21 protein-coding genes and 2 pseudogenes are annotated in these 26123 nt (G+C 68.9%); 11 read left to right on the top strand and 12 right to left on the bottom strand.

What is annotated here, in order from left to right; genetic code table 11:
* Positions 1-174: 174 nt before the first annotated feature.
* From OG542_RS20695 to OG542_RS20675, 5 genes are all read right to left on the bottom strand, one after another.
* On the bottom strand, positions 175-459 hold the full coding sequence (locus OG542_RS20695; RefSeq protein ID WP_328412852.1) for an SGM_3592 family protein: 285 nt from the start codon (positions 457-459) through the stop codon (positions 175-177).
* 102 nt (positions 460-561) lie between these two features.
* A complete protein-coding gene (locus OG542_RS20690) occupies positions 562-1281 on the bottom strand; it encodes an ABC transporter permease (RefSeq protein ID WP_311126598.1) in 720 nt (239 codons plus the stop codon).
* Positions 1282-1290: 9 nt separating this feature from the next.
* A complete protein-coding gene (locus OG542_RS20685; protein ID WP_261681005.1) occupies positions 1291-2202 on the bottom strand; it encodes an ABC transporter ATP-binding protein in 912 nt (303 codons plus the stop codon).
* Positions 2199-3116, bottom strand: a complete 918-nt coding sequence (locus OG542_RS20680) for an ABC transporter permease (RefSeq protein ID WP_261681004.1) — start codon at positions 3114-3116, stop codon at positions 2199-2201. The genes OG542_RS20685 and OG542_RS20680 overlap by 4 nt, the downstream gene beginning before the upstream one ends.
* Entirely contained in the window at positions 3106-4074 is a 969-nt protein-coding gene (locus tag OG542_RS20675; protein WP_328418026.1) for an ABC transporter ATP-binding protein, read from the bottom strand. The genes OG542_RS20680 and OG542_RS20675 overlap by 11 nt, the downstream gene beginning before the upstream one ends.
* Before the next feature lie 168 nt (positions 4075-4242).
* On the opposite strand from OG542_RS20675, the gene OG542_RS20670 reads away from it, so the two are divergent.
* From OG542_RS20670 to OG542_RS20655, 4 genes are all read left to right on the top strand, one after another.
* On the top strand, positions 4243-6000 hold the full coding sequence (locus OG542_RS20670; protein WP_328412850.1) for an SDR family oxidoreductase: 1758 nt from the start codon (positions 4243-4245) through the stop codon (positions 5998-6000).
* Positions 6001-6153: 153 nt separating this feature from the next.
* Positions 6154-6702 (top strand): RNA 2'-phosphotransferase, encoded by a 549-nt coding sequence (locus OG542_RS20665; RefSeq protein ID WP_328412848.1) that lies wholly within the window; start codon positions 6154-6156, stop codon positions 6700-6702.
* 83 nt (positions 6703-6785) lie between these two features.
* A complete protein-coding gene (locus OG542_RS20660; RefSeq protein ID WP_311126601.1) occupies positions 6786-7688 on the top strand; it encodes an LLM class flavin-dependent oxidoreductase in 903 nt (300 codons plus the stop codon).
* Positions 7689-7793: 105 nt separating this feature from the next.
* Positions 7794-8663: a Cof-type HAD-IIB family hydrolase gene (locus OG542_RS20655; RefSeq protein WP_230529386.1), complete on the top strand. Its 870-nt coding sequence runs from the start codon at positions 7794-7796 to the stop codon at positions 8661-8663.
* Between the two features lie 37 nt (positions 8664-8700).
* Here OG542_RS20655 and OG542_RS20650 read toward each other — a convergent pair whose 3' ends face one another.
* From OG542_RS20650 to OG542_RS20635, 4 genes are all read right to left on the bottom strand, one after another.
* Positions 8701-9753: a M23 family metallopeptidase gene (locus OG542_RS20650; protein ID WP_328412846.1), complete on the bottom strand. Its 1053-nt coding sequence runs from the start codon at positions 9751-9753 to the stop codon at positions 8701-8703.
* A gap of 116 nt (positions 9754-9869) precedes the next feature.
* Positions 9870-13358 carry a thiol reductant ABC exporter subunit CydD gene (gene cydD, locus OG542_RS20645; protein WP_328412844.1) on the bottom strand — a complete coding sequence of 1163 codons (3489 nt, stop codon included), beginning with the start codon at positions 13356-13358 and terminating at the stop codon, positions 9870-9872.
* Between the two features lie 12 nt (positions 13359-13370).
* Positions 13371-14375: a cytochrome d ubiquinol oxidase subunit II gene (gene cydB / locus OG542_RS20640; RefSeq protein WP_193479113.1), complete on the bottom strand. Its 1005-nt coding sequence runs from the start codon at positions 14373-14375 to the stop codon at positions 13371-13373.
* A 20-nt stretch (positions 14376-14395) separates the two neighbouring features.
* On the bottom strand, positions 14396-15904 hold the full coding sequence (locus OG542_RS20635; RefSeq protein ID WP_193479114.1) for a cytochrome ubiquinol oxidase subunit I: 1509 nt from the start codon (positions 15902-15904) through the stop codon (positions 14396-14398).
* Positions 15905-16043: 139 nt separating this feature from the next.
* On the opposite strand from OG542_RS20635, the gene OG542_RS20630 reads away from it, so the two are divergent.
* Positions 16044-16430 carry a cyclophilin-like fold protein gene (locus OG542_RS20630; protein ID WP_328412842.1) on the top strand — a complete coding sequence of 129 codons (387 nt, stop codon included), beginning with the start codon at positions 16044-16046 and terminating at the stop codon, positions 16428-16430.
* Positions 16431-16453: 23 nt separating this feature from the next.
* Here OG542_RS20630 and hisC read toward each other — a convergent pair whose 3' ends face one another.
* Positions 16454-17533, bottom strand: a complete 1080-nt coding sequence (gene hisC / locus OG542_RS20625) for a histidinol-phosphate transaminase (protein WP_311126608.1) — start codon at positions 17531-17533, stop codon at positions 16454-16456.
* Positions 17534-17964: 431 nt separating this feature from the next.
* On the opposite strand from hisC, the gene OG542_RS20620 reads away from it, so the two are divergent.
* The 3 genes from OG542_RS20620 to OG542_RS20610 all read left to right on the top strand — a co-directional run bounded on the left by OG542_RS20620 (position 17965) and on the right by OG542_RS20610 (position 21530).
* Entirely contained in the window at positions 17965-19077 is a 1113-nt protein-coding gene (locus OG542_RS20620) for a LacI family DNA-binding transcriptional regulator (RefSeq protein WP_193479117.1), read from the top strand.
* A gap of 308 nt (positions 19078-19385) precedes the next feature.
* On the top strand, positions 19386-20477 hold the full coding sequence (locus OG542_RS20615; protein ID WP_328412839.1) for a metallophosphoesterase family protein: 1092 nt from the start codon (positions 19386-19388) through the stop codon (positions 20475-20477).
* Positions 20478-20660: 183 nt separating this feature from the next.
* Positions 20661-21530, top strand: coding sequence for a hypothetical protein (locus OG542_RS20610; RefSeq protein ID WP_328412837.1), 870 nt, complete (start codon positions 20661-20663; stop codon positions 21528-21530).
* A gap of 144 nt (positions 21531-21674) precedes the next feature.
* Here the strand turns inward: OG542_RS20610 and OG542_RS20605 are convergent.
* Positions 21675-21785, bottom strand: a pseudogene (locus OG542_RS20605) (thiamine biosynthesis protein ThiC); the annotation flags it as partial.
* Here OG542_RS20605 and OG542_RS20600 point away from each other — a divergent pair.
* Entirely contained in the window at positions 21761-23191 is a 1431-nt protein-coding gene (locus OG542_RS20600) for a recombinase family protein (RefSeq protein WP_408057775.1), read from the top strand. The pseudogene OG542_RS20605 and the gene OG542_RS20600 overlap by 25 nt on opposite strands.
* A 135-nt stretch (positions 23192-23326) precedes the next feature.
* Here OG542_RS20600 and OG542_RS20595 read toward each other — a convergent pair.
* Positions 23327-24060 (bottom strand): annotated as a pseudogene (locus OG542_RS20595) (phosphotransferase); the annotation flags it as partial.
* A 406-nt stretch (positions 24061-24466) separates the two neighbouring features.
* Here OG542_RS20595 and OG542_RS20590 point away from each other — a divergent pair.
* Positions 24467-24757, top strand: a complete 291-nt coding sequence (locus tag OG542_RS20590; RefSeq protein ID WP_328412833.1) for a hypothetical protein — start codon at positions 24467-24469, stop codon at positions 24755-24757.
* 400 nt (positions 24758-25157) lie between these two features.
* Entirely contained in the window at positions 25158-25955 is a 798-nt protein-coding gene (locus OG542_RS20585; RefSeq protein ID WP_328412831.1) for an NPCBM/NEW2 domain-containing protein, read from the top strand.
* Positions 25956-26123: the final 168 nt, after the last annotated feature.

Genomic DNA, 26123 nt, shown 5'->3' with positions numbered 1-26123 from the left:
ACTACTCCGGAGCCCGCCGCGGGCTGCCCTGAAGGGAGCTGGACGTACTGCCGTGCATAGGCATCGTCCCGCTCCTCTCCCAGAACTCGGCGCCGGACTTCCTGGCCCGGCGGGGTGAACACAACCACTCTGCCCGCCGGGCGAATTGGACGCCACCGATTAAATCGCCCGGCCTCAGCGCCTGCGCCACCTGCGCCGCCGGACCTTGCTGAAGAACCAGCCCGCGGGCGGCTCGTCGGAGCGCCAGGGCTGCGGCTCCGGCTTCTCACGGCGCCAGCGCTCGGCGAGCATCCGGGCCCGGGCGGACGGCTCGGAGGTCTCGGCGGAGCGTATGAAGTCGTCGTCCAGAACGAGGTCGTCCCAAGCATCGTCTCCGGACCCGATCCCGGACCCGGGCCCGGCTCCTGGCTCGGACCCGGCCTGACCGCCGTCCTCGTACTGAGCCCTCTCGCCCGCCATTCCCGTCTCCTCCCAGCCGTCCAACTCCCGTGTGGTTCCCCTACATCCCGTTTGCCCAGTGTGCCCCGACAGAGGTGAAGCCCCCGTCAAGGCCGGGCGACGTCACTCCTCGCCGGCGAGCGTCAGCGAGCGCAGCTTCTGACCGGCGAACCAGGTGGCCAGGACTGTGACGGCCACCAGCAGCACCGTCGCCGTCGTCAGGCCGACGTCCGAGGTCACCAGGTCCCCGCCGGACACCTTCTGGGCCACGGCCAGCGACCACTGCTGGACGCTCAGCGTGCGGGCGCCCGGCACCAGGGAGCCGAACAGGGCCTCCCAGACCAGCGCGTAGACGAGACCGAACACCACCGCGTGCCGGGAGACCGTGCCGAGGAGCAGGAACAGGGCGGCGTACGCGATGGACGCGACCAGCGCCGCCACCGTGTAGGCCACGGCGATCTGCTGGCCGTTGCCGTTCAGGATGATTCCCGCGATGAGCGTCGGCACCGCGGAGAACACCATCGTCACGGCGACGGCGACGATCAGCTTGGTGAAGATGATGGTCGGCCGCTTGATCGGCTTGGATAGCAGGTACACCACCGAGCCGTCGTCGATCTCCGGCCCGATCGCGCCGGTGCCGGCGATGACGCCGATCAGCGGCACCATCGTGGCGAGCGCGAGCCCGCCCAGCAGGTCCGAGGCCGTCTGGTCGTCCGCCCCGGTGAGACCGCGCACCGCCACGGCGATGACGATCAACAGCAGGGGCAGGGCACCGAGGATGAGGGCCCGGCGCCGGCCGAGCAGGGCCCGGTAGGTGAGTCGGGCGACTGTGGGGTCATACATCAGGGCCTCCTACGCCGCGACCAGGTACGAGAAGACGGACTCGAGGGACTCGTCGGACGGCGAGACCGTGAGCAGGCGGATGCCGTGCTCGCGCGCCACACGCGGCAGCAAGGCCGTGAAGCGGCCGAAGTCGACGGCCTGGATGCGCAGTGCGCCCTCGGCGTGGTCGACCTCGATCCCGGACGTCGATGGGTCGGCGATCAGCGCGGCCGCGAGGGCGCGGTCGTCGCTGGAACGCACCAGGTAGCGGTGCGGCCGGTCGGTCATCAGGCGCCGGATCTTGCGGAAGTCACCGCTGGCGGCGTGCCGGCCGGCGACGACGACCTCGATGTGCCAGGCGAGTTGCTCGACCTCTTCGAGGATGTGGGACGAGAACAGCACCGTGCGGCCCTCGTCGCCCATGCGGCGCAGCAGGTCCATCAGCTGCATGCGCTGGCGCGGGTCCATGCCGTTGAAGGGTTCGTCCAGCAGGAGCAGGGACGGGTCGTGGACCAGGGCGGAGGCCATCTTCACGCGCTGGCGCATGCCCTTGGAGTACGTCTGGATCTTGCGGTCCTGCGCGTACTCCATCTCGACCGTGGCCAGAGCCTTCTGCGCCGCCTTGGCGCCTAGGCCGTGCAGCTCGGCGTTGGCGAGGACGAACTCCTGCCCGGTGAGGAAGTCGTACATCGCCTCCCGCTCGGGGACGACGCCGATGTGCCGGTAGATCTGCTCATTGCGCCACACGGGCTGCCCGTCGAGGGTGACCGTGCCGGTGGAGGGGGCCAGGAAGCCGCCCATCATGTTGATGAGGGTGGACTTTCCGGCACCGTTGGGGCCGAGGAGGCCCGTGACGCCGGGGCCGATGGTCATGGTGATGTCGTTGACGGCGACCACGTTGCCGAACCAGCGGGACACGTGGTCGATGGAGAGCGTGGTCACAGTCCCACCTTCTTGTAGCGGCGCATCAGGAGGCCGTAGCTCGCCGCGATCAGGCCCAGGGCGACGAGGACGAAGACGACGCCCTCGGCGTTGCTCGGGCCCACCCCGCCGGGGAAGGCGGAGGTCGCGCCCAGGAACGCGGACTGCACCCCGTCGACCAGCGTGATCGGCGAGAACAGCCCGATCAGCGGCACGGCGTCGCTGCTGCCCTGGACATCGGCGATGGCCTGCAGGGTGGAGACCGCGCCGTAGGTGATGGTCAGCACGGCGATCACGGCCGCGATGCCGAAGCCGCGGCGCGGGGTGAAGGACGCGATGACCAGGCCGATACCGGCGAACAGCAGTGAGAGCAGTGCCACGGAGACCAGTCCCTGTGCGAATCCCTTGGTCTGGTCGGCGAAGTCGAGCTCGGCCAGCAGCGCGCCCACGTAGAGCACGAGCAGGGGAGCGGCCGTGAGGACGAACAGCGCCGAGGCCAGCGCCGCGAACTTGGCGCGGACGTAGTCGGCGGTCTCGATGGGCCGCGAGAAGTACAGCGGCACGGTCTTGAAGCGCAGGTCGCGCGAGACGGACTGGGGCGCCTGCGAGGCGACGTACAGGCTGATGACCGCCTGCATGACGATCGCGTAGCGCGTGTAGTCCACGGGCAGGGCGTTGGCCTTGGTGGCGACCGCGACGGCGACCATGATGGCCGCGGGCACGCACATCACCACGAACAGCAGCATCGGCAGCACCTTGGACTTCACCGAGCGGCCGAGGCCGTAGGAGCCGCGCAGGGACTGCGAGTACAGGGAGCGGCGGGCGTAGGCGCGGCCCAGGCGGGGGCCGTCGTAGCTGCGGTAGCCGATGTTGTGGATGCGGGTCTGGTCACCCGGTGCCGGGGCGGATGTCCCCGTGGAGTGCTCAACCGCCATGGCCGACCGCCTCCTTCCGCTGCTCGTGCTCGTCGCTGCTCGTGAAGACCTCGGAGATGTGGTGCCGGCGCTGCTCCATGCGCACCAGGCCGAGTCCGAGGTCGGCGATCACGTCCCGGACCAGGTCGTACGTCTGCTCGCCCTGGGCCGTCAGCAGCAGGACATGGCCGGCGCCCGGCAGGCCGCTGCCGTCCTCGACGCTCACCCCGCGCGCGTGCAGCGCGTCGCGCACCGCGCGGGTGCCGTCCGGGTGCTCGTCGGTGTCGGTGACCTCGATCGCGAGCGTCGTCGTGGTCTGGGTGAAGTCCGTGGTGGAGCTGGAGCGCAGGAGCTTGCCGCCGTCGATGACGACGACGTGGTCGCAGGTGCGTTCCAGTTCGCCCAGCAGGTGCGAGGTGACCAGGACCGAGATGCCGAAGTCGGTGTGGATCCGGCGGATCAGGCCGAGCATCTCGTCGCGGCCGACCGGGTCGAGGCCGTTGGTCGGCTCGTCCAGGAAGACCATCTGTGGGTCGTGCACCAGGGCCTGGGCGAGCTTGACGCGCTGCTTCATGCCGGTCGAGTAGCCGCCGATGGGGCGGTAGCGCTCCTCGTACAGCCCGACGTGGCGCAGCGTGTCGGCCGTGCGCTCGCGCGCTGCGGTGGGCGGCAGACCGGACATGCGCGCCATGTGGACGACGAACTCGGTGGCAGAGACGTCCGGCGGCAGGCAGTCGTGCTCGGGCATGTAGCCGACCCGCTCGCGGATGTCGGCGCCCTTGGTGGCGACATCGAGGCCGAGCACGTCGGCGCGGCCCTCGGTGGCGGGGGACAGACCCAGAAGGATCTTGATCAGTGTGGACTTGCCGGCTCCGTTGGCTCCGACGAGTCCGGTCACACCGGGCCCGACGTCCACGGAGAGCCGGTCAAGCGCGGTCACCCTGGGGAACCGCTTGCTCAGGCTTTCGGTCGCGATCACAGTCACCCTCCGAAGGTAGGGGTCGTGAGCACGGCGGTCGTCACTCCGCAGAGCTGTATTCGGGTCAGCCCTGAGTATTACGGGCCCCTAGGGGGCCTGGTTCTCGAGAGTTACCACGACCGGGAACCTCCTATTGACGAAGTCTCTAACAACTGCCAGATTCGCCGGATGACGTTGCTCACGGGCGCGCGGGAGCGCTGGGTACGGACCGGCGAAGTCGAGCTGTGCGTGGCCGAGATGGGCGATCCGCGTCGCCCGACGGTCGTCCTCGTGCACGGCTACCCCGACAGCAAGGAGGTGTGGTCCGAGGTCGCCGCGCGTCTCGCCGGGCAGTTCCACGTGGTGGCGTACGACGTCCGCGGCCACGGCCGGTCGACGACGCCGCGACCGCTGCGGGGCGGGTTCACGCTGGAGAAGCTGACGGACGACTTCCTGGCCGTCGCGGACGCGGTCAGTCCGGACCGGCCCGTGCACCTGGTCGGGCACGACTGGGGCTCGGTGCAGGCCTGGGAGTTCACCACCGTCCGGCGCACCGAGGGGCGCATCGCCTCCTTCACGTCGATGTCCGGGCCGTCCCTCGACCACTTCGGCCACTGGATCAACCGGCGCGTGAAGCGGCCCACCCCACGCCGGGTCGGCCAGCTCCTCGGGCAGGGCGCGAAGTCCTGGTACGTGTACCTGCTGCACACGCCCGTGCTGCCCGAGCTGGCCTGGCGCGGCCCGCTCGGCAAGCGCTGGCCGAAGATCCTGGAGCGGGTCGAGAAGGTCCCGCGCGGCGGCTACCCGACCTCGTCCCTGCCGTCGGACGCGGCGCACGGTGCCTGGCTGTACCGGGACAACGTGCGGCCCCGGCTGCGCAGGCCGCGTCCGGACGCGCACGCTCACGCGCCCGTACAGCTCATCACGCCCCTGGAGGACCGGTTCCTGTCGGAGCGGCTCCACGACGAGCTGGAGCAGTGGGTTACGCGGTTGACCCGCAGGACGCTCCCCGCAGGGCACTGGATCCCGCGTACCCGTCCGGATCAACTCGCTTCGTGGATCGGGGCTTTCGTGACGTCCGTCGAGGACGGCCGGCTCCCGGCGGCGACGAGCGGGAAGCACGCCGAGCGGTTCTCCGGGCAGCTCGTGCTGGTCACCGGGGCGGGCAGCGGCATCGGGCGGGCGACGGCGCTCGCGTTCGCGGAGGCGGGCGCGCGCGTGGTGGCCGTCGACCGGGACGCGGAGGCGGCGGCCCGCACCGCCGAGTCGTCCCGTCTCATGGGCGCCTCAGCGGCCTGGGCGGAGACGGCAGACGTCTCCGACGAGCAGACCATGGAGAAGCTCTCCGAGAAGGTCACCCTCGAGTACGGCGTGGTGGACGTCCTGGTCAACAACGCCGGGATCGGACTGTCCGGGTCCTTCTTCGACACCACGCCGGAGGACTGGAAGAAGGTCCTTGACGTCAACCTGTGGGGCGTGATCCACGGCTGCCGGCTCTTCGGCCGGCGGATGGCCGAGCGCGGGCAGGGCGGCCACATCGTCAACGTGGCCTCTGCGGCGGCGTACCAGCCGTCCCGGGCACTGCCCGCCTACAGCACCTCCAAGGCGGCCGTGCTGATGCTCAGCGAGTGCCTGCGGGCGGAGCTCGCCGGGCGGGGTATCGGCGTGACGGCGGTCTGCCCCGGCATCGTCAACACCGCCATCACGTCGACGGCGCACTTCGCCGGGGTCGACGCCCAGGAGGAGACGAGGCTCCAGCAGCGCGCCGCCCGTCTGTACGGGTTGCGGAACTACCCGCCGGAGAAGGTGGCCGCCGCGATCCTGCGGGCGGTGGTGCGCGACGCGGCGGTGGTTCCGGTCACGCCGGAGGCCCGGGGTGCGCGGGTGCTGTCGCGGCTGGCCCCGGGGGTGTTGCGGGGGATCGCGCGGGTGAAGCCGCCGGTGTGACAGCCCGTGCGGAGGGCCCAAGTCCGCGCTTTTGAGGGCCTGTTGTCCACAGAACCCGCAATTCCCCCTGTGGATAACCGTACTTGTCTGTGGATCAAACCTCGGAAGCAATACTCGATCGCGTGATTCCCGTCTCTCCCGCACTCTGGTGGGATGGACGAAAGACGCACCGTCAAGGTGTCGAAGTACCTCTCGAAGCATCTGCGTCACCAGCCGGAGCTGATCGGGCTGGCGCTCGACGAGGGCGGCTGGGTGGAGATCGACACGCTGATGGCCGCGGCCGCCGCGCACGGCTTCCGGTTCACCCGCGAGGAACTGGACCATGTCGTCACCTCCAACGACAAGCGCCGTTTCGCCGTCGAAGGCACCCGGATCCGCGCCAGCCAGGGCCACAGCGTCGAGGTCGACCTCGGGCTTCCGCCGGCGACCCCGCCCGCGCACCTCTACCACGGCACCGTCGCCCGCCACCTGGACGCGATCCGCGCCGAGGGGCTCAGGCCGATGAACCGGCACGATGTGCATCTCTCACCCGATCGCGAGACTGCGACCCGCGTCGGTGCCCGCCGTGGCCGGCCGATCGTCCTGACGGTGGACACGGCCGCCATGCACCGCGACGGTCATGTCTTCCGCGTGAGCGCGAACGGCGTGTGGCTGACCGAGGCCGTACCGCCGCGGTATCTCCGCTTCCCCGCACCCCACTGACCTGATGTGCGTGACCAACCGCCGACGGTGACTGTTTCACGTGAAACACGAGCGACCCGCAGGGCTCCTTTAGGCTCGTTGCCATGAGTCTGCATCTGAGCACCGTGATCCTCCCGTACCGTCGCTGGAACGAAGGCGGCCGTACGGCCTGGACGCGCGCCGAGCAGCTCGGCTTCCGCACCGCGTACACCTACGACCATCTGTCCTGGCGCAGCTTCCGGGACGGCCCGTGGTTCGGTGCCGTGCCGACCCTCACCGCCGCCGCGGCCGCCACCGAGCGGCTCCGGCTCGGCACGCTGGTGACCTCGCCGAACTTCCGGCACCCGGTGACCCTCGCCAAGGAGCTGATCTCCCTGGACGACATTTCCGGCGGGCGGGTCACGCTGGGCATCGGCGCGGGCGGCTCCGGTTTCGACGCCACCGCGCTCGGCCAGGAACCGTGGACGCCGCGCGAGCGGGCCGACCGGTTCGCCGAGTTCGTCCCGCTGCTCGACCGGCTGCTCAGCGAGGACGCGGTGTCGTACGAGGGCGACTTCTACTCGGCTCACGAGGCGCGGAACATCCCCGGCTGTGTGCAGCGCCCCAGGCTGCCGTTCGCGGTCGCCGCGACCGGTCCTCGCGGGATGCGGCTCGCCGCCCGGTACGGCCAGGCCTGGGTGACCACAGGCGACCCCAAGCTGTACGAGAACGGCACCCCTGAACAGTCGATTCAGGCCATGCGCGGGCAGACCGAGAAGCTGGCCGACACCTGCGCCGAGGTCGGCCGGGACATGACCGGACTCGACCGGGTCCTGCTCAGCGGGTTCACGCCGGACCGCACCGGACCGCTCCAGTCGCTGGACGCCTTCGTCGACTTCGCCGGCCGGCACGCGGAACTGGGCTTCACGGAGCTCGTGATCCACTGGCCCATTCCGGACTCGCCCTTCGCGGCGGACGAGAAGGTCTTCGAGCAGATCGCCATGGAGGCGCCGGCGCAGCTGCGCTGAGGCCCCTGGGGCCGGGTTCCTCGGGAAAGCCCTGGTGAGAGCGGCATTCACTCACCTGCGCGGAGCCCCGCACGCCCGTGCGGGTATCTGCGGGACAATGACCCGGTGACCTCAGCGACCCGACAGCCCGATACCGCGGCCGAGACCCTCCCGCCGCGGCTGATCGCCACCGACCTCGACGGCACCCTGCTGCGCGACGACAAGTCGGTGTCCCCCCGCACGGTGGCCGCGCTGGCCGCCGCCGAGGAGGCGGGCATCGAGGTCTTCTTCGTCACCGGCCGCCCGGCCCGCTGGATGGACGTCGTCAGCGACCACGTGCACGGCCACGGGCTGGCGATCTGCGGCAACGGCGCCGCCGTGGTCGACCTGCACGGCGGCCCCGGCGCCCACAAGTTCGTGAAGGTACGGGAGCTGGAGCGGGAGAACGCGTTGGACGCCGTACGGCTGCTACGCGACGCGGCGCCGGGCACGGTGTACGCGGTGGAGCAGACCTACGGCTTCTACCAGGAGCCTGCGTACCCGAAGCTGCACATGGAGATCCCCGACAGCCTCGCCCCGGCGGAGACACTCCTGGGCCCGGACCACCGGGCGGCCGCGGAGCCGGTGCTGAAGATCCTGGCATACCACCCGGAGATCGACCCCGACGCCTTCCTGACCCTGGCCCGGCTCGCGATAGGCGACCGCGCCGATGTGACCCGCTCCAGCCCCAGCGCCCTGCTCGAGATCAGCGGCCCCGGTGTGTCCAAGGCCAGCACGCTCGCCCTGTGCTGCGCCGAGCGTGGCATCTCGCACGAGGAGGTCGTCGCCTTCGGCGACATGCCGAACGACGTCGAGATGCTGACCTGGGCCGGCCGGTCGTACGCGATGGGCAACGCCCACCCGGACGTGATCGCCGCGGCCTCGGGACGGACGGTCGCGAACAACGAGGACGGGGTCGCGGTCGTGATCGAGCAGTTGGTGGCCGAGCGGGTGTAGGTGTCGCCTGCTCCTTCGGAAGCGGTCGAGCGCTCCGTCAGAGCGACACCCCGCGCGCCTCCAGCCACGACACCGGGTCCACCGCCGATCCCATCTCCGGTGTCACCCGGGTCTCGAAGTGCAGGTGCGGTCCGGTGGAGTTGCCCGTGGTGCCGGACTGGCCGATCCACTGGCCGGGGCTGACGTGCTCCCCCTGGTCGACCGCGACGGAAGCGAGATGGGCGTACTGCGTGTAGTAGCCGCCCGCATGCTTCAGCACGATCTCGATGCCGAAGGGGCCACCGCAGGACACCCTCACCACCCGGCCCGTCCCCACGGACCGCACCGGCGTGCCGATCGGCACCGCGAAGTCCTGCCCGGTGTGCCGGCTCGACCACCGCGCCCCGCCGCTGCCGTAGGACGCGGACAGCTCGTACGTCTCCACGGGCGCGACCCACGCACTCGTGAACGCGGTCTCCGGCTGGTCGAGCCGGACGGCCCCCCGGCATGCCCCGGCGGCGACCGAGGCGTCCGCCTGCCCCTGGAGCTGCGAGCGCGCCTCTTCGAGCTTCAGCTCGATGCCCGCCTTCAGGTCGGCCAGTTGGATGTTCCGCTTCTCCAACGCCTGCCATTCGGCTGCGGCCTTGGCCTCGTCCGCGGTGAGCCGTGCCTCGGCCCGGCGGCTCTTGGAGATCGCGTTGTTCACGGCGAGGTTCGTCTGCGAGAAGGCATGCTGACCTCGCATCAGGTCGTCGGGACTGTCGGCGAAGATCAGCTGTGCGGCCACCGGCAGACCACCGCTGCTCCGGTACTGGGCACGGGCGATCCGGCCCAGATCTTCGTTCAGGCCCGCGATGTGCCGCCGCTGAGTGTCCAGGAGAGCCTCCGCCCGCTGCGCTTTGGCCCGTTGCTCATCGGCCTCCTTGCGGCCGGCCTCGTACTGCTGGGTCGCCACCGCGGCGTCCTCGTACAGCCGCGCCACCTCGGCGCTGATGCCCGTGTCCCCGCCTGCCCCGGGCTCCTTGTCCGCCGCCGTCGGCCGTGCCGCGAGGGCCGCCAGCGCGCACAGCAGGACCGGAACAAGCAGGCGACAGCGACGGTATGAGCGCATGTCAGCGATCCTCGCCCAGCCCGGCGGGCCCGGTCCTGTTCACGTCGTACAGCTGGGGGACCGGCTCCTCCGAATGGATCAGTGCGCGCGGACCCGACCGGGTGTGGGGCACGCCGCTACCGCGCCCCCGCCAGCTCCTCCGACGCCGCCTCCCGTTCCGCCATCTCCCGCAACGGCCCGTCCACCGCCACCAGGTCCGGGTACGACCCGCGCTGCACCACCCGTCCCTGATCCAGCACGAGCACCTCGTCGACCGCCTCCAGGCCCGCCAGCCGGTGCGTGATGAGCAGGGTCGTACGGCCCTCTGTGGCGGCCAGCAGATCGGCGGTGAGCGCGTCCGCCGTCGGCAGGTCGAGGTGCTCGGCGGGCTCGTCGAGCACCAGGACGGGGAAGTCGGCGAGCAGCGCGCGGGCCAGCGCCAGCCGCTGCCGCTGCCCTCCGGACAGCCGCGCCCCGTGCTCCCCGACGAGCGTGTCGAGCCCGTCGGGCAGGCCCTGGGCCCAGTCCAGCAGCCGGGCCCGGCCCAGCGCGGCACGCAGCTCGTCCTCGGTGGCGTCCTTCTTGGCGAGCAGCAGGTTCTCGCGCAGCGAGCTGTCGAAGAGGTGCGCGTCCTGCGCGCACAGCCCGACGAGCTTCCGGACGTCGTCACTGTGCAGCGCGTACGCGTCCACGCCCGCCAGCGTGTACGCACCCGCCCGCGCGTCCAGGAACCTGAGCAGCAGCTGCGCCAGCGTCGTCTTGCCGGAGCCGGACGGTCCGACCACGGCGACCCTGCGGCCCTCCTCAAGGGTCAGGTCGAGCCCGGCGAGCGCGTCCCGGTCCTGCCCCTCGTACCGCGCGGTCAGCCCCTTGACGGCGACCGGGAACGGCGACGCGGGCGCCTGGCGGGGCCGCTCCGGCTCCCCCACGGGCTCCGGGGCGTCCAGCACCTCGTACACCCGCTCAGCGCTCCGGCGCACCCGTTGCCGGTACTGCACGGCGAGCGGCAGCCCGAGCACGGCCTCGAAGGCGGCCAGCGGGGTGAGGACGACGACGGCCATGGTCACGCCGTCCAGCCGCCCGGCCGCGACCGCCTGAGCGCCGACCAGGGCGGCGGCCGTGACGGTCAGTCCGGAGATCAGCGCGGTGAGCCCGTCGCCGAGGGCCGTGGCGGTGGCGGCGCGCGAGGCGATCCGGGTGAGCGCCCCGTCGGCCTCGCGTGCCCCGGCGGTCCGTGCGGGCAGGGCACCGGCGACGGTCAGCTCCGCGGTGCCGGTGAGCAGATCGGCCACCCGCGTCGCCAGTACGCCGCGGGCGGGGGCCAGCCGGTGCTCGGCCCGCCGCGCCACGGCACCGGTGATCAGCGGCACACCCACGCCCGCCGCCAGCAGCCCGGTCGCGAGCACGGCCCCGGCCTCGGGGAGCAGCCACGCCGTGAAGCCGACGGACGCGGCCGACACGACGACGGCCGCCCCGGCCGGCAGCAGCCACCGCAGCCAGTAGTCCTGCAGCGCGTCCACGTCCGCGACGAGCCGGGAGAGCAGATCGCCCCGGCGGGTCCGGCGCAGCCCGGCGGGCGCCAGCCGCTCGAGCCGTCGGAACACCGCGACCCTGGTGTCCGACAGCATCCGCAGCACGGCGTCGTGCGAGACCAGCCGCTCGGCGTACCGGAACACGGCCCGGCCGATGCCGAAGGCCCGCGTGGCCGTCACGGCCATCATCAGATAGAGCACGGGCGGCTGCTGCGAGGCCCGCGAGATCAACCACCCGGAGGTGGCCATGAGCCCTACGGCGCTCCCGAGCGCGAGGCTGCCGAGCAGCAGCGCGAGTCCCAGCCGTCCGCGCCGGGCGCCGGACATGGCGCGAACGCGTGTGAGGACATCGCCCGAGGCGGATTCCCCGTCGGGCTCGGCCGGATCGACCGGGGCGGGCAGAGCGCCCTCGACGGAGCCCGGCTTGGGGGCCGAGGCCGTAGCGAGCGGCACAGCGGTCGTCTCGGGCCCGGCCAGGCGCACCACTCGGTCCGCCACCCCCAGCAACGCCGGCCGGTGCACGACGAGCAGCACCGTCCGCCCGGCCGCCAGGCGCCGTACCGCGGCCACGACCTCGGCCTCGGTGGCCCCGTCCAGCGCGGCCGTCGGCTCGTCGAGCAGCAGCACGGGCCGGTCCGCGAGGAACGCCCGGGCCAGCGCGAGCCGCTGCCGCTGCCCGGCCGACAACCCGGCCCCGTCCTCGCCGAGCACGGTGTCCACGCCCTCCGGCAGGGCATCCACGAACTCCAGTGCCCCGGCGTCCCGCAGCGCCCGCCGTACAGCGTCGTCGTCGGCGTCGGGCCGCGCCAGCCGTACGTTCTCGGCGAGCGTCCCGGCGTACAGATGCGGACGCTGCGGCACCCACGCGATCCGGGAACGCCACTGCTCCAGGTCGGCATCGGCCAGGTCGACTCCCCCGGCCCGCACCCGCCCCTCGGCCGGCCGCACAAAGCCCAGCAGCACACTGAGCAGCGTCGACTTTCCGGCCCCGCTCGGCCCGACGAGCGCGACCGTCTCCCCGGGCTCGACGGTGAAGGACACGTCCGCCACGGCCTCCGCCGCGCGCCCCGGGTACCGGACCGTCACTCCCTCGAACGCCAGCGCGCCCGCGGGCACGGCCTCGGACCCGGACGCCGGAACGGGCGTCTCCAGGACCTCGAAGATCTCCTCGGCCGCGGCGAGCCCCTCCGCCGCCGCGTGGTACTGCGCCCCGACCTGCCGCAACGGCAGATACGCCTCCGGTGCCAGGATCACGATGACCAGGCCGATGTACAGGTCCATCTCGCCGTGCACCAGCCGCATGCCGATCGTCACGGCGACCAGCGCCACCGAGATGGTCGCGAGCAGCTCCAGTGCGAAGGAGGAGATGAAGGCGATCCGCAGCGTCCGCATGGTCGCCCGCCGGTACTCGCCGGTGATCTGCCGGATCGACTCGGCCTGTGCCTTGGCCCGGCCGAAGACCTTCAGCGTCGGCAGCCCCGCCACGACGTCCAGGAAGTGCCCGGACAGCCGGGACAGCAGCCGCCACTGACGGTCCATCCGGGACTGGGTGGCCCAGCCGATCAGCACCATGAAGACCGGGATGAGCGGCAGGGTGCCCACGATGATGGCCGCGGAGACCCAGTCCTCGGTGACGATCCGCGCCAGCACCGCCACCGGCACGACCACCGCGAGACCCAACTGCGGCAGATACCGCGAGAAGTAGTCGTCGAGGGCGTCGACACCCCGGGTGGCCAGGGCGACCAGCGAACCGGTCCGTTGCCCGCTCAGCCATCCGGGTCCCAACCGCACGGAACGCTCCAGCAGCCGCCCCCTCAGCTCGGACTTCACCGCCGCACTCGCCCGGTGCGCGGCGAGCTCGGTGAGCCAGCCGACCAGCGCCCGGCCGGCCGCGACGGCGGCCAGCAGCAGCAGGGGAGTGCCGAGTTCCGCCACAGCCATGCGGTGCTGGAAGGCGCCGACCACCACCTCGGCGATGAGCATCGCCTGCGCGATGACCAACCCCGCCCCGACGGCGCCCAGGGCGACGACCGCCCCCAAAAAGACCCGGGTGGCACGGGCGTACCGGAGCAGACGCGGATCGATTGGTTTCACGTGAAACACACCTCAGTGCGCGGTCTCGGCGATGTGCTGCGTACCGATCCGCTTACGGAACACCCAGTACGTCCAGCCCTGGTAGAGCAGGACGATCGGGGTGGCGATCCCGGCACACCAGGTCATGATCTTCAGTGTGTACGGGCTGGACGAGGCGTTGGTGACCGTCAGGCTCCACTCCGGGTTCAGCGTCGACGGCATGACGTTCGGGAACAGCGTCAGGAAGAGCATCGCCACCGTGGCCACGATGGTGAGCCCCGACAGGGCGAACGCCCAGCCCTCACGCCCGGCCCGTGCCGCGACCAGCGCCACGAGAAGAGACGCGACGGCCACGACCACCGCGACGAGCGACGCCCCGTCACCGCGGTCGGCCTGCGTCCACAGCAGGAAGGCGAGGGCCAGCAAGGCGGTCACCAGCCCGACGCGCAGCGCCAGCGTCCGTGCCCGCTCCCGGATCTCCCCGACGGTCTTGAGCCCGACGAACACCGTCCCGTGGAAGGTGAACAGCGCCAGCGTGACCAGACCGCCCAGCAGCGCGTACGGGTTGAGCAGATCCAGGACGCCGCCGGCGTAGTTGAAGTCCTGGTCGATCTTCACGCCCCGCACGATGTTGCCGAAGGCCACACCCCACAGGAACGCGGGGAGCAGCGAGGTCCAGAAGATCGCCGTCTCCCAATTGCGCTGCCAGCTCTCCTCGGGCCGCTTGACGCGGTACTCGAAGGCCACACCCCGGACGATCAGGCAGACCAGGATGAGCAGCAGGGGCAGGTAGAACCCGGAGAAGAGCGTCGCGTACCACTCGGGGAAGGCGGCGAAGGTGGCACCGCCCGCCGAGAGCAGCCAGACCTCGTTGCCGTCCCAGACGGGTCCGATGGTGTTGATCAGCACCCGCTTCTCGGGCCGGTTGCGGGCGAGCAGCTTCGTGAGCACACCGACCCCGAAGTCGAAGCCCTCCAGGAAGAAGTAGCCGGTCCACAGGACGGCGATCAGGACGAACCAGACGTCGTGCAGTTCCATGACTGTGCAGCTCCCTCGGCCTAGTACGAGAAGGCCATCGGCTTGTCGGCGTCACTGGAGTCGCCGCCGATCTTCGTGGGCGGGTTCAGGTCGGCCTCGGTGAGCTCGGGCGGGCCCGCCTTGACGTACTTGACCAGCAACTTGACCTCGACGACGGCGAGGATCGCGTACAGCGTGGTGAAGACGACCATCGAGGTGATGACCTCGGCCTGGGAGACGCCGGGGGAGACCGCGTCACGCGTCTGGAACAGGCCGTAGACGACCCACGGCTGGCGGCCCATCTCGGTGAAGATCCAGCCCCAGGAGCTGGCGATCAGCGGGAAGCCCAGGGTGAGGATCGCCATGCGCCAGTACCACTTGGTGAGGGTCGGACCGAGCGCCTTCTTCGGCAGGAGCACGAGATGCGGCACCTCGTCCTCGCCCACCCTCAAATGCTGTGGCAGCAGGAACTTCTTGCGGGTCAGCCACAGTCCGGCCAGGCCGATGGCGAACGACGTCATACCGAAGCCGATCATCCAGCGGAAGCCCCAGTAGGCGACCGGGATGTTGGGCCGGTAGTCGCCGGGGCCGTACTTCTCCTGCTCGGCCTTGTTGACGTCGTTGATGCCGGGGACGTACGAGGTGAAGTCGTCCTTGGCGAGGAAGGACAGCAGGCCGGGGATCTCGATGGCGACCTTGTTGTGTCCCTTGTCGACGTCGCCGACGGCGAAGATCGAGAAGGGCGCGGGCTCCTCGCCGTCCCAGAGTGCCTCGGCCGCGGCCATCTTCATCGGCTGCTGCTCGTACATGATCTTGCCGAGGACATCGCCGCTGATCGCGGTGAGCATGCCGCCGATGACGACGGTGACCAGGCCCAGCCGCAGCGAGGTCTTCATCACGGGGACGTGCTTCCCCCGGACCAGGTGGAAGGCGGCGATGCCGACCATGAAGGCGCCGCCGGTCAGGAAGGCAGCGGTGAGCGTGTGGAAGACCTGGGCAAGCGCGGTGTTCTGGGTCAGCACCAGCCAGAAGTCGGTGAGCTCGGCGCGCCCCTTCGCCTCGTTGATCCGGTAGCCGACCGGGTGCTGCATCCAGGAGTTGGCCGCGAGGATGAAGTACGCCGACAGGATCGTGCCGATCGAGACCATCCATATGCAGGCCAGGTGGATCTTCTTGGGCAGCTTGTCCCAGCCGAAGATCCACAGGCCGATGAAGGTGGACTCGAAGAAGAAGGCGATCAGCGCCTCGAAGGCGAGTGGCGCACCGAAGACGTCACCGACGAAGCGTGAGTAGTCGGACCAGTTCATGCCGAACTGGAACTCCTGCACGATGCCGGTGACCACGCCCATCGCGATGTTGATCAGGAAGAGCTTGCCCCAGAACTTCGTCGCCCGGAGGTACTTCTCCTTCTCTGTCCGCACCCAGGCGGTCTGCAGTCCGGCCGTGAGGGCGGCCAGCGAGATCGTCAGGGGAACGAACAGAAAGTGATAGACGGTGGTGATGCCGAACTGCCATCGCGCCAGGGTCTCCGGCGCCAAAGCCAGGTCCACGTCGCCGCTCCTTAACTACGCTTGTGAAAGCGTTCACATTCACAAGCCATTATGCAGCACGGACTTTCGAGCCCCAAAGGGGGCCCCTGTCGCGGTCGACCCCTTGGCGCGAACTTCAACATATTGTTGAATCGACGGCATGCAGACACCGCTACGGATACGGATCTCCTGGCCCGCAGGGCACCTCACCGCGACCCTCGACGACACCCCGACCACCCAGGCTCTCGCCCAGGAACTGCCCCTCGTCTCCACCGCCCGCACCTGGGGCGAGGAGGTGTACTTCGACACAGGAGTGTCTGTTTCACGTGAAACAGACGCCCGACAGGTCGTCGAGCCGGGCACGGTCACCTTCTGGACCGACGGCGACGCCCTCGCCCTCCCCTACGGGCCCACGCCGATCTCACAGGGCGAGGAGTGCCGCCTCGCAAGCCCGTGCAACGTCCTGGGCCGCATCGACGGCGACCCCGGCCTGCTCGCGACCGTGCGGGGCGGCGACCCCGTGCGCGTGGAACTCGTAGACGCCTGACCCAGGGCCTGGCTCGCGGAGCGCTACAGCTCCTTGCGGAACCCTTCCGCCACCTTCAGGAAGATGTCGTTCGCCTCGGTCTCACCGACCGTGACCCGCACACCCTCACCCGGGAACGGCCGGATCACCACGCCCGCCTGCTCACACGCCTGCGCGAACGCCACCGTGCGCTCCCCCAGCCGCAGCCACACGAAGTTGGCCTGGGTCTCGGGCACCGTCCAGCCCTGGGCGCGCAGCCCGTCGACCACGCGTACACGCTCACACACCAGCGAACCGACCCGGCCGAACAGTTCGTCCTCGGCACGCATCGAGGCGATCGCCGCCTCCTGTGCGAGCTGGCTCACCCCGAACGGCACCGCCGTCTTGCGCAGCGCCGCCGCCACCGGCTCGTGGGCGATGGCGAACCCGACGCGCAGTCCGGCCAGGCCGTACGCCTTGGAGAAGGTCCGCAGGACACAGACATTGGGCCGGTCGCGGTAGAGCTCGACACCGTCCGGCACCTCGGGGTCGCGGATGAACTCGCGGTAGGCCTCGTCGAGCACCACCAGCACGTCTCCCGGCACCCGGTCGAGGAAGCGCTCCAGCTCCGCTCGCCGCACGACCGTGCCGGTCGGGTTGTTGGGGTTGCAGACGAAGATCAGCCGGGTCCGGTCGGTGATCGCGTCGGCCATCGCGTCGAGATCGTGCACGTCACCGGAGGTCAGCGGCACCTGGACCGACCGGGCGCCGCTGATCTGCGTGATGATCGGGTAGGCCTCGAAGGACCGCCAGGCGTAGATCACCTCGTCGCCGGGACCCGAGGTGGCCTGGATCAGCTGCTGGGCGACACCGACCGACCCGGTGCCGGTGGCCAGGTGGGAGAGGGGCACGCCGAACCGCTCGGACAGCTCGTTCATCAGCCCCGTACAGGCCATGTCCGGGTAGCGGTTGAAGTTGCCGGCCGCCGCCGTCACGGTCTCCATCACGCCCGGCAGCGGCGGGTAGGGGTTCTCGTTGGAGGACAGCTTGTAGGCCACCGGCCCGCCTGCCGCAGCGGGCTTGCCCGGCTTGTAGGTGGGGATTCCCTCCAGCTCGCCGCGCAGCTTGGGGCTCGTCTCGCTCACCGCAGTCCTCCTCGCGAAGACCGGCGGCCCATGACCGCCGCCGACATCCAATACTCCTCACCCTATGAGGATTCGGCCCCGCTGCGTACACCCACGGCGGAGCGGTGAACGCCGGCCTCCCACGCCCCACCGGCATCAGGGGCATCGCCGCACGAAGGCGTACGAATTCGGGGGCGCGCCGTACATATATCTACGCGCCGGTGGTGCACGCCGTGGCGCGCATCCCCCGTGCAGGTGAGTTGAGACCTCTTCGCAACCTCGCCCACTTGGCAGGCCTGTGCGCGCCGACAAGTCACGTACTGGCATGGGAGCGCTTAACTCCCTTGGTTTCCAAAGCAATTGGGGATAAATGATCATGCAAAAACGTGCCTGTCAACGTGTGCATATGCGTCCGCACTACCCCACCGCATGAGCCCTACTATCGGCTCGCCATGACAGCAGCAGGGAAGCACCAGGTGAGCCGCGCGGAAACCTCACGTCGAGGCAGTCGGCCGGGCCGGGCGGGTATCAGGGACGTGGCCGCCGCCGCCGGAGTCTCCATCACGACCGTCTCCGACGCCCTCAACGGCAAGGGCAGGCTCCCGGACGCCACCCGGCGCCATGTCCGCGAGGTGGCCGACCGGCTGGGCTACCGGCCCTCGGCCGCCGCCCGGACACTCCGTACCGGCAAGTCGGGACTCATCGGCCTGACCGTGACGACGTACGGGGATGAACCTTTCACCTTCACAGAGTTCGCGTACTTCGCCGAGATGGCGCGAGCCGCCACCTCCGCCGCGCTCGCCCGCGGCTACGCCCTCGTCATCCTGCCCGCGACCTCCCGCCACGACGTGTGGTCGAACGTCGCCCTGGACGGCACGGTCGTCATCGACCCCTCCGACCAGGACCCGGTCGTCAGCGAACTCGTCCGGCAGGGGCTGCCGGTCGTCTCCGACGGCCGCCCGGCCGGCTCCCTGCCGGTCACGGCATGGGTCGACAACGACCACGAGGCCGCCGTCCTCGGCATCCTCGACCACCTGGCCGACGCCGGCGCCCGCCGCATCGGCCTGCTGACCGGCACGACGACGGACACGTACACCCACCTGTCGACCACCGCGTACCTGCGCTGGTGCGAGCGTGTCGGCCAGGATCCGGTGTACGAGGCCTATCCGGCGCACGATCCGTGCGCGGGCGCCGTCGCCGCCGACCGGCTCCTCGCCCGCCCCGACCGGCCCGACGCGGTCTACGGGCTGTTCGACCCGAACGGCACCGACCTGCTCGCCGCCGCCCGCCGCTACGGCCTGCGCGTACCGGACGACCTGCTGCTGGTCTGCTGCAGCGAGTCCACCGTGTACGCCAACACCGAGCCCCCCGTCACCACGCTCTCCCTGAAACCGCGCCGCATCGGCACGGCGGTGGTGCAGCTCCTCATCGACGCCATCGAGGGAGTGGAATCCGACCGCCCGGTGGAGCAGGTGATACCGACGGAGCTGATCGTGCGCACGTCGTCCCAGCGACGCCCGCCGCGCACGACGGTCAGCCCGCCGCGATCCCCCGAAGGGGCTTAGGTCCGGTACCCGGCAACCCCCGGGTCCGGCACCTCGGACCCGGGGCGAGGGGAAGTCCCGTCCTTTGGAGAAACAGGGCCGGTCCCCCGGAGAGAAGGGATCGTTCTCGCGAAGAGAAGGAGAGCGAGGACGGTCACACGGTGGTCAAAGCCCGGCCCAATCGGGGCGAAAGCCGCAGTGAACTGGACTCTTGCTCTGATTCACCACCCCTGGGTCATCACATGGCGCGATCCGCATTCCTATGATGGGCCCACGACACCGGCGGGCCGCTACGACCAGGCAGTCCGATGCGGTGCAGATGCGGCTTGATGGTGGAGGGGTCGATGACTCAGGGGGCCGGTCAGGGACCCGAGGTGGAGCGCACGGCGACGTTGCGCGACTTCCGGGTGCCCGCGTACGTCCACGAGACCGGTCCGTACGTCCAGAGCGCGAGCCCCGGCGAGGTCGCTCCGCCTCCCGAGGAGACCTATCCCGAGGGATACACGCCGACCCAGCGCGACCTTCCCGTGGTCAACCGGGGTGACACTGTCCAGGTGACCGTCGACCCCGAAACCGCCGCGGCCCCGCCCCCGAACACCGGACAGGGCCCGCTGTACGTCGTGGGCGACGTACACGGCTACCTCGACCAGCTGGTGGCCGCTCTGCAGGAGAAGGGCCTCCTCGACACCGACGGCCACTGGTGCGCGGGCACCGCCCGGCTGTGGTTCCTCGGCGACTTCACCGACCGCGGCCCGGACGGCATCGGCGTCATCGACCTGGTGATGCGGCTGTCCGCCGAGGCCGCGGCAGCCGGCGGCTACTGCAAGGCGCTCATGGGCAACCACGAGCTGCTGCTGCTCGGCGCCAAGCGGTTCGGCGACACCCCCGTCAACTCCGGCGCGGGCACCGCCACCTTCCAGGCGGCCTGGCTGCTCAACGGCGGCCAGAAGACCGACATGGACCGCCTCCAGGACCACCACCTGCAGTGGATGGCCCGGCTCGACGCCGTCGAGGAGGTCGACGGCCACCTGCTCGTCCACTCCGACACCACCGCCTACCTCGACTACGGCCGCTCCATCGAAGAGGTCAACGACGTCGTCCGCGAGACGATCACACGCAACGACGCGGACGAGGTCTGGGACCTGTTCCGCAAGTTCACCAAGCGGTTCTCCTTCCGCGACGAGGGCGGCGCGGACGCCGTGCGCTCCCTGCTCGATACGTACGGTGGCACCCGCATCGTTCACGGGCACAGCCCGATTCCGTATCTGCTGGGCGAGGTCGGCTCAGAAGACGACGAGGACAACAGCGACCCGGTGATCGAGGGACCGCACCTCTACGCCGACGGACTCGCCATCGCGATGGACGGCGGCGTGACCATGGCCGGAAAACTGCTGGTCCAGCAACTGCCGTTGGATACGTGAACGTTCACCGGGCAGGCGTTTCCCGTCACAGGACCGGACGGGTGAAGGGCCAATTTCGGTAAACCCCCTGTCACCGCCTACCTCCACGGCTCTACCATCGGCTTATCCGTAGCAGGCTCCCCTCCGTTTCTGCCCGACGGCTCGTCAGCATGCCGAGCCCCAAGCCCTACGGAGCATCGGGGGATGCACATGAACAGCGTTCCGCAGCACCTGCTGAGCGAGGACCGCCAGGAATACGAGCGGATCCTCGATGAGGTGCTGCGCTCCGCACCACACCGTCCGGAACTGGCCGCTGTCGGACAGCGGCTGAACTCGGAACAACTGCGCACCATGGCGCTGAACGCCACCACGCTCATCACGGCAGCCGCGTCGACCGAATACCAGCACTACGTCAAGGTCCGTGAGGAACTGCGCGAGCCGGCATCGTCCAGCCCGCCGGCCGTGCGCGAGTCCCGCTCTTCCGAGCCGGGCACGGGCCCGGCCGGGCTGGCGGCCGCCATGGGAGAGGTGGCCGAGACCGCCGGCGCGGGAGCCGTCGCCATCGTCGCCGTCCTCGCACCCGTCCTGGCCGGAACCGCCGCCGCGATCTTCCTGCTCGTCGGCTACATCCTGCAGATGCTCGACCCCCAGCAGGCGTTCGCCCGGACCATGCTCACCACGGGCTGGGTGTTCGGCGCCGTGACCGCGGTCGCGATCCTCGTCGCCGCGGTGGGACTGCTGCTCACCGCCCTGCGCAACAAGCCGACGGCCGAAGGTGGTCCGTACGACGAACTGCAAGGGGAGGTGGCCCTGGCCAGGGAGGCTTGGCACGAGGCCCTGCTGGAGCGGGGCATCCTGCCCTTCCTGCGGGAGGCACTCGTCAGCCCGGACGCGGCCGCCGCGCTGCACCACACCTCCTCGTCCACGCCGATCAGCCGCATCCCGCACCTCGGCTACGACCGCCCGGGTTTCACCAGCCCGGACGAAGGCCACCGCGGCGGCTCGCGGCCGAGCTACAGCAGCCCGGACTACACCAGCCCGGACTACGGAGGACCGGAACACCAGCCGGAGTAGCCGGGGTCCCGGACCGGACAGGCGATGTCCGGCCAGGTGACGTCGTGCCCGTTCCGCTCCGCGTTCCGATCCACAGGCCAGGGACCAAGGGCCGGGGACCATGTGTCCCCAGCCCTCGGTCCTCGCGGCCTGTGTGCGGCCGGATCAGTCCGCGATCGGCAGATACACCCGGTTCCCGCTCGCCGCGAACTCCTTCGACTTCTGGGCCATGCCCTCCTCGATCTCGGTCCGTGTGCCGCCGTGTTCACGGCGGATGCGTCGAGGACCAGCACCGGGACATGACCGAGACCGCCCGAAGGTTCGGATGGCTCGTCGTCTACCGCTACACGGACAACGACAAGAGCGCGAGCAAGGAGAACATCGTTCGCGATGACTTCGAGCAGCTGCTCGCCGATCTTGCTGCCGGGACGACGCCGGACGGGTACCCGATCCACGGCGTCATGGCAGTCAACGACGACCGGCTGTACCGGCGCCCGAGTGACTGGGAGCGGTACCTGAAGGCGTTCACCACGCAGGAAGGACGCGTCTACCACGACTCGAACGGCATCCAGGACCTCTACGCCGAAGGCTTCGAGATCAAGGGGCTGTTGGGGGTCGCCATGTCCCTCAGCGAGACGAGGAAGAAGGAGCGTAGGAGCAGGAACAGCCACCGCAGCCGGGCGATCCGTGGGCAGTCGGTAGCGTCATGGCGCCCCTTCGGATGGGAGGACGACAAGGTCTCGTTGCGCCCGGACGAGGCAGAGGCCATCCGCCAGGCAGTGAAGGACGTGATTGCGGGTGCCTCCATTTCCGAGATCACGCGCCGATGGAAGGAGGCCGGGTACATCACGAGTCGCGGGAACGCCTTCCAGTACCAGACCGTCAAGCAGGTCCTGGTGAACGCGCGGCTGTGTGGATACCGCGAGATCAAGGGCGAGCTCGTCCGCGACGGCGACGATCAGCCGATCACGGGCGAGTGGGATCCGGTCATCACTCCGAAGGAGTGGTTCGCGGTCACGGCCAAGATCAGGGAGCGTGGCCGCGGAACCGGGATGCCGCGCGGTGGCCTGGTCCACAAGTACCTGCTGACCGGCATCCTGCGATGTGGCCTCGTGCTGGTGGACGGCACGGTCTGCAACAACAAGATGATCGGAATGAAGGCGAACGACTGGCTCAAGTACCGGCACGCCTACATGTGCAAGAAGACCGTGGACGGCGGCTGCAACAAGACCTACAAGCGGGGCGACAAGACGGACAAGGCCATCGAGGAACTGGTCATCGCCAAGCTGGAGCGCGATGCGGCGAGCAAGGCCCAAGACGTTCCGGACTGGGACAAGGCCTATGTCCTGGAGCGAGCCGTCAGGAGCCGCAACGAGCTGGAGCGGCGTTGGCACGACGACGAGGACACGGACATCGACGATGAGACGTTCTTCCGTAATCTCCCGGTCCTCGAACGGCGGATCAAGGATCTTCGTGCGGACCAGCGGGCGCACGAAGCATTGAAGGCCGAGGCCGAGGAGGCCAAGGAAGACGTCAGGAACTCGTGGGGGTCGAAGACGCTCACGCAGAAGCGCGAGGCAATCAAGAAGGTGCTGAGCGCCGTGATCGCAGTGCCAGGTGGCAAGGGCAACAAGACATTCGACCCTGAGCTACTCAAGCCTGTGTGGCGGACTTCCGAATGAGCTGAAGTCCGAGGATCTCCCCCACGCTCCGCAGCTGATCACCGGAGAGTGGGGGAGAGTCGCGTAGCTACCGCTCGATCCACGCTCGTACTGCTGCTTCCTCGCGCTCAGCGCTGGCCTTCGCCGAAGTAGCACTGCCCTCACGAAGTCGGCGTACTGTTCGTCGGTTTGCCACCCCAGGCTGTGGTGCTCCACCGACGTGACCATCAGGTCCCACTCGGGGTGATCGAAGCAGAAGGCTTCGAAGTCGATCAGGATGACTTCTCCCCGGTCGTTCACCATTAGGTTCTGCACGTGAGCGTCACCGCGCACCGGCCCCTTCGGAGTCTCGAACCCCAACTCCTCGAACTGGCCGCGCAGCTCGCTCCAGCGCTTACGGAGGAAGACCCTGTCGTCTTCCGGGATCGCCGCCTGGCTGATCCGCAGTTCCTGCTTGTCGAAGGGGTTGAACGAGGGAAGCTCCAGGCCGGCCGGCAACGTCATGGAGTGCAGGTCCCGCAGAATGCCACCGAGTTCCCCATACGTGGCCTTACGGCTGCCCTCGACGATGAGCCGCCAGAAGGTCACTGGGTGGCCAGCGATCAGGAACGGCTGCTCCAGCCCGTCGACCAGGCGCGCGGCAGGGAACCCTTCCTCGGCCAACCATTTGAAACGGCCACCTCGACACGGGCTTTGTGCAGCCATTGCTCTCCCCGCGCCACTCGTACGATCACTGGCTCTGCGTCAAGGCGGAAGAGCGCGTTCTCTCCCAGATGGATCAGCTCTGCCCCTCTGTCACCCAACCCAGCCGCCCGGCATGCCGCGCTCATCACCTGCGCGGCCCTCGTTGATGTGAACCCCTCCCGCGATCGAGCAGCGTCAAGCGCCATGCCCGTACCAGCTCCCCTAGTCGCGCGCGATCAACCGGCGCACGCCTACTGGTGACCAACCCCGGCGTGCGCCAGACACGACCACGACCGTACCCACTTGCTGGAGCTGCGACGAGAGGCAACTTCACGCACCACCGAGTGGGCGGTTCGCTTCGCTGGGATCCGCCCCTTAATAAGAACTCCAGGCGCGGCCCGGTTATCTGGTCGTTGTCTGCCCTGGTGGCCGCTGCCGTGCCTCGGTCCTCACGCTTCAAGATGCACTGCCAACCCGCCGGCGGCATGATGGTGGGGTGATCACCTGCCCCTGGCGCAGTAACCGCCAGGGACGCAGGCCGACCCCCGGCCGTGACCCCCTCCGTAAGTGAACGCGTTCCTACGCTTCGATTAGTCGATACAGGAGGCAGTCATGAGTGATGAGCTTCCCCAGGCAAGCTCAGATGCGCGAAAGAGCCATCTGGCTTCGGCAGTGCAGCAAGAGGTGGCAAGTGGGGGCCGAGTAGAGTCTCAAAGTGACTACACTGCCGTAATTAGATACGGCAAGGAAGTCGATCACAAGCTACATTTGCTCATCACGTTTTTCACGTGCGGACTTTGGGGTCTGGTGTGGCTCGTCCTCTGGATTGTGTCCGAGTCGGGCAAAAAGGCAGTTACTCTCACGGTCGACGAGTACGGGCAGGTCCTCCGGCAGGAGTTGTGAGTTCGATGAGCAATCAGCCACCTGAACCAGACCGGGAACGACGAAGGCAAGAGCCGCACCGGCCGGACTGGCTTCCCAAACCGCCCCAGCGACAGATGTCTCCAGGTCTCAAAACGCTCGTGATCGTGGCAGCGATAGTCGTGGCACTCATCGTCATCATTTCGGTTATTGCCGTCCTGTCATAGCGGAGCCGTGGCTGGCGAGCTTGGACCGGATGGCGCACGCATGACTGCGTGAATCTCGTCGAGGAGCTGAGGATGATGGACCGACGCCCCAAAGGGGCCTCTGCGAAGCCACAGCTGACTAGGTCTTTCGTAGCTAGCACTGTAATCGCCGCGATCGCCTTCGCGGCGACAGCCTGCGGCCCATTTACGAATGGCACACAGAGAAAGATGTGGCCATGAAAACGAAGATGGGAAACTTTGCGACCATTATGCTTGCCGCGATGATCGGGCTTTCTTTTTCCACTACTTCCACCTCGGAAGCAGCAATGCTCAACCAAGGGACTCAAGTAGAATACCTAAGCAATATGGATCCATTGAGGTCCGAATTTGGAGTAGCGAACGAGCCTGCAGAAAGCAATGGCAAGCAGTATCCGCATAGCGTCGTCATGCGAGCCGATAAGAGCTCCGTACCCTATGGCGATGCCGAATACAACCTTGGGCGAAAGTGGCGCAGCATTGATGCCACTATCGGGCTACGTGATGATTCTCCGAGTGCAGCGGAATTGAAGTTTGAGGTCTTCGCAGACGGAAGTAGGCTACACGAGGAAAGGATGCAAGTCGGAGAGTCTAGCAAGATCTCCATGAATGTATCAGGAAAACTGCGGCTGATGCTGAAAATTTCCTACGTCTCGACCAAGGATATAGACACATATAGCTACGGCGTGTGGGGAGACGCTCGGCTTAGCACATCGGCCCCACGCGTCCGCGTGTTGGGCGAACTACCTGATATTCCGTCCTATTGCAAGGCCAAGGGGTTTGAAGACTCCTCAGATCCTGCGAGTGTCAGGAGTGTCGGCGACTGGGAGTGTGTCAGCGACGATCGGTCCATGCCGATCACAAATGACGCGAAGGGCTTGAGAAATCTCACATGGGATGAAGCCTGTGATCTCTTCTACGGGGTCAAGTTCGGAAATGCGCACCCCATCAATGCCGCACCGAAGGATCCGCCTTTCACGGTGAAGTGTGTGACGTAGATGGCATCTTGATCAGTGGGGTTGGGAATGGCCAAGCCGACGTCCTTCCCGCCTTCCTCACTTCGAGGAGATGCGCGCAGACGGGAGCCACGTTGGCATCGTACTCGCCGAGCAAAGGGCCCATCCCGCCCCGATGTTGTGGGCACATCGACCGAAACGTTGACTCCC

It is taken from the genome of Streptomyces violaceus, from assembly GCF_036014075.1.
In the GTDB taxonomy this organism is placed as follows: domain Bacteria; phylum Actinomycetota; class Actinomycetes; order Streptomycetales; family Streptomycetaceae; genus Streptomyces; species Streptomyces violaceus.
This window is presented reverse-complemented; position numbering and strand designations above follow the sequence as displayed.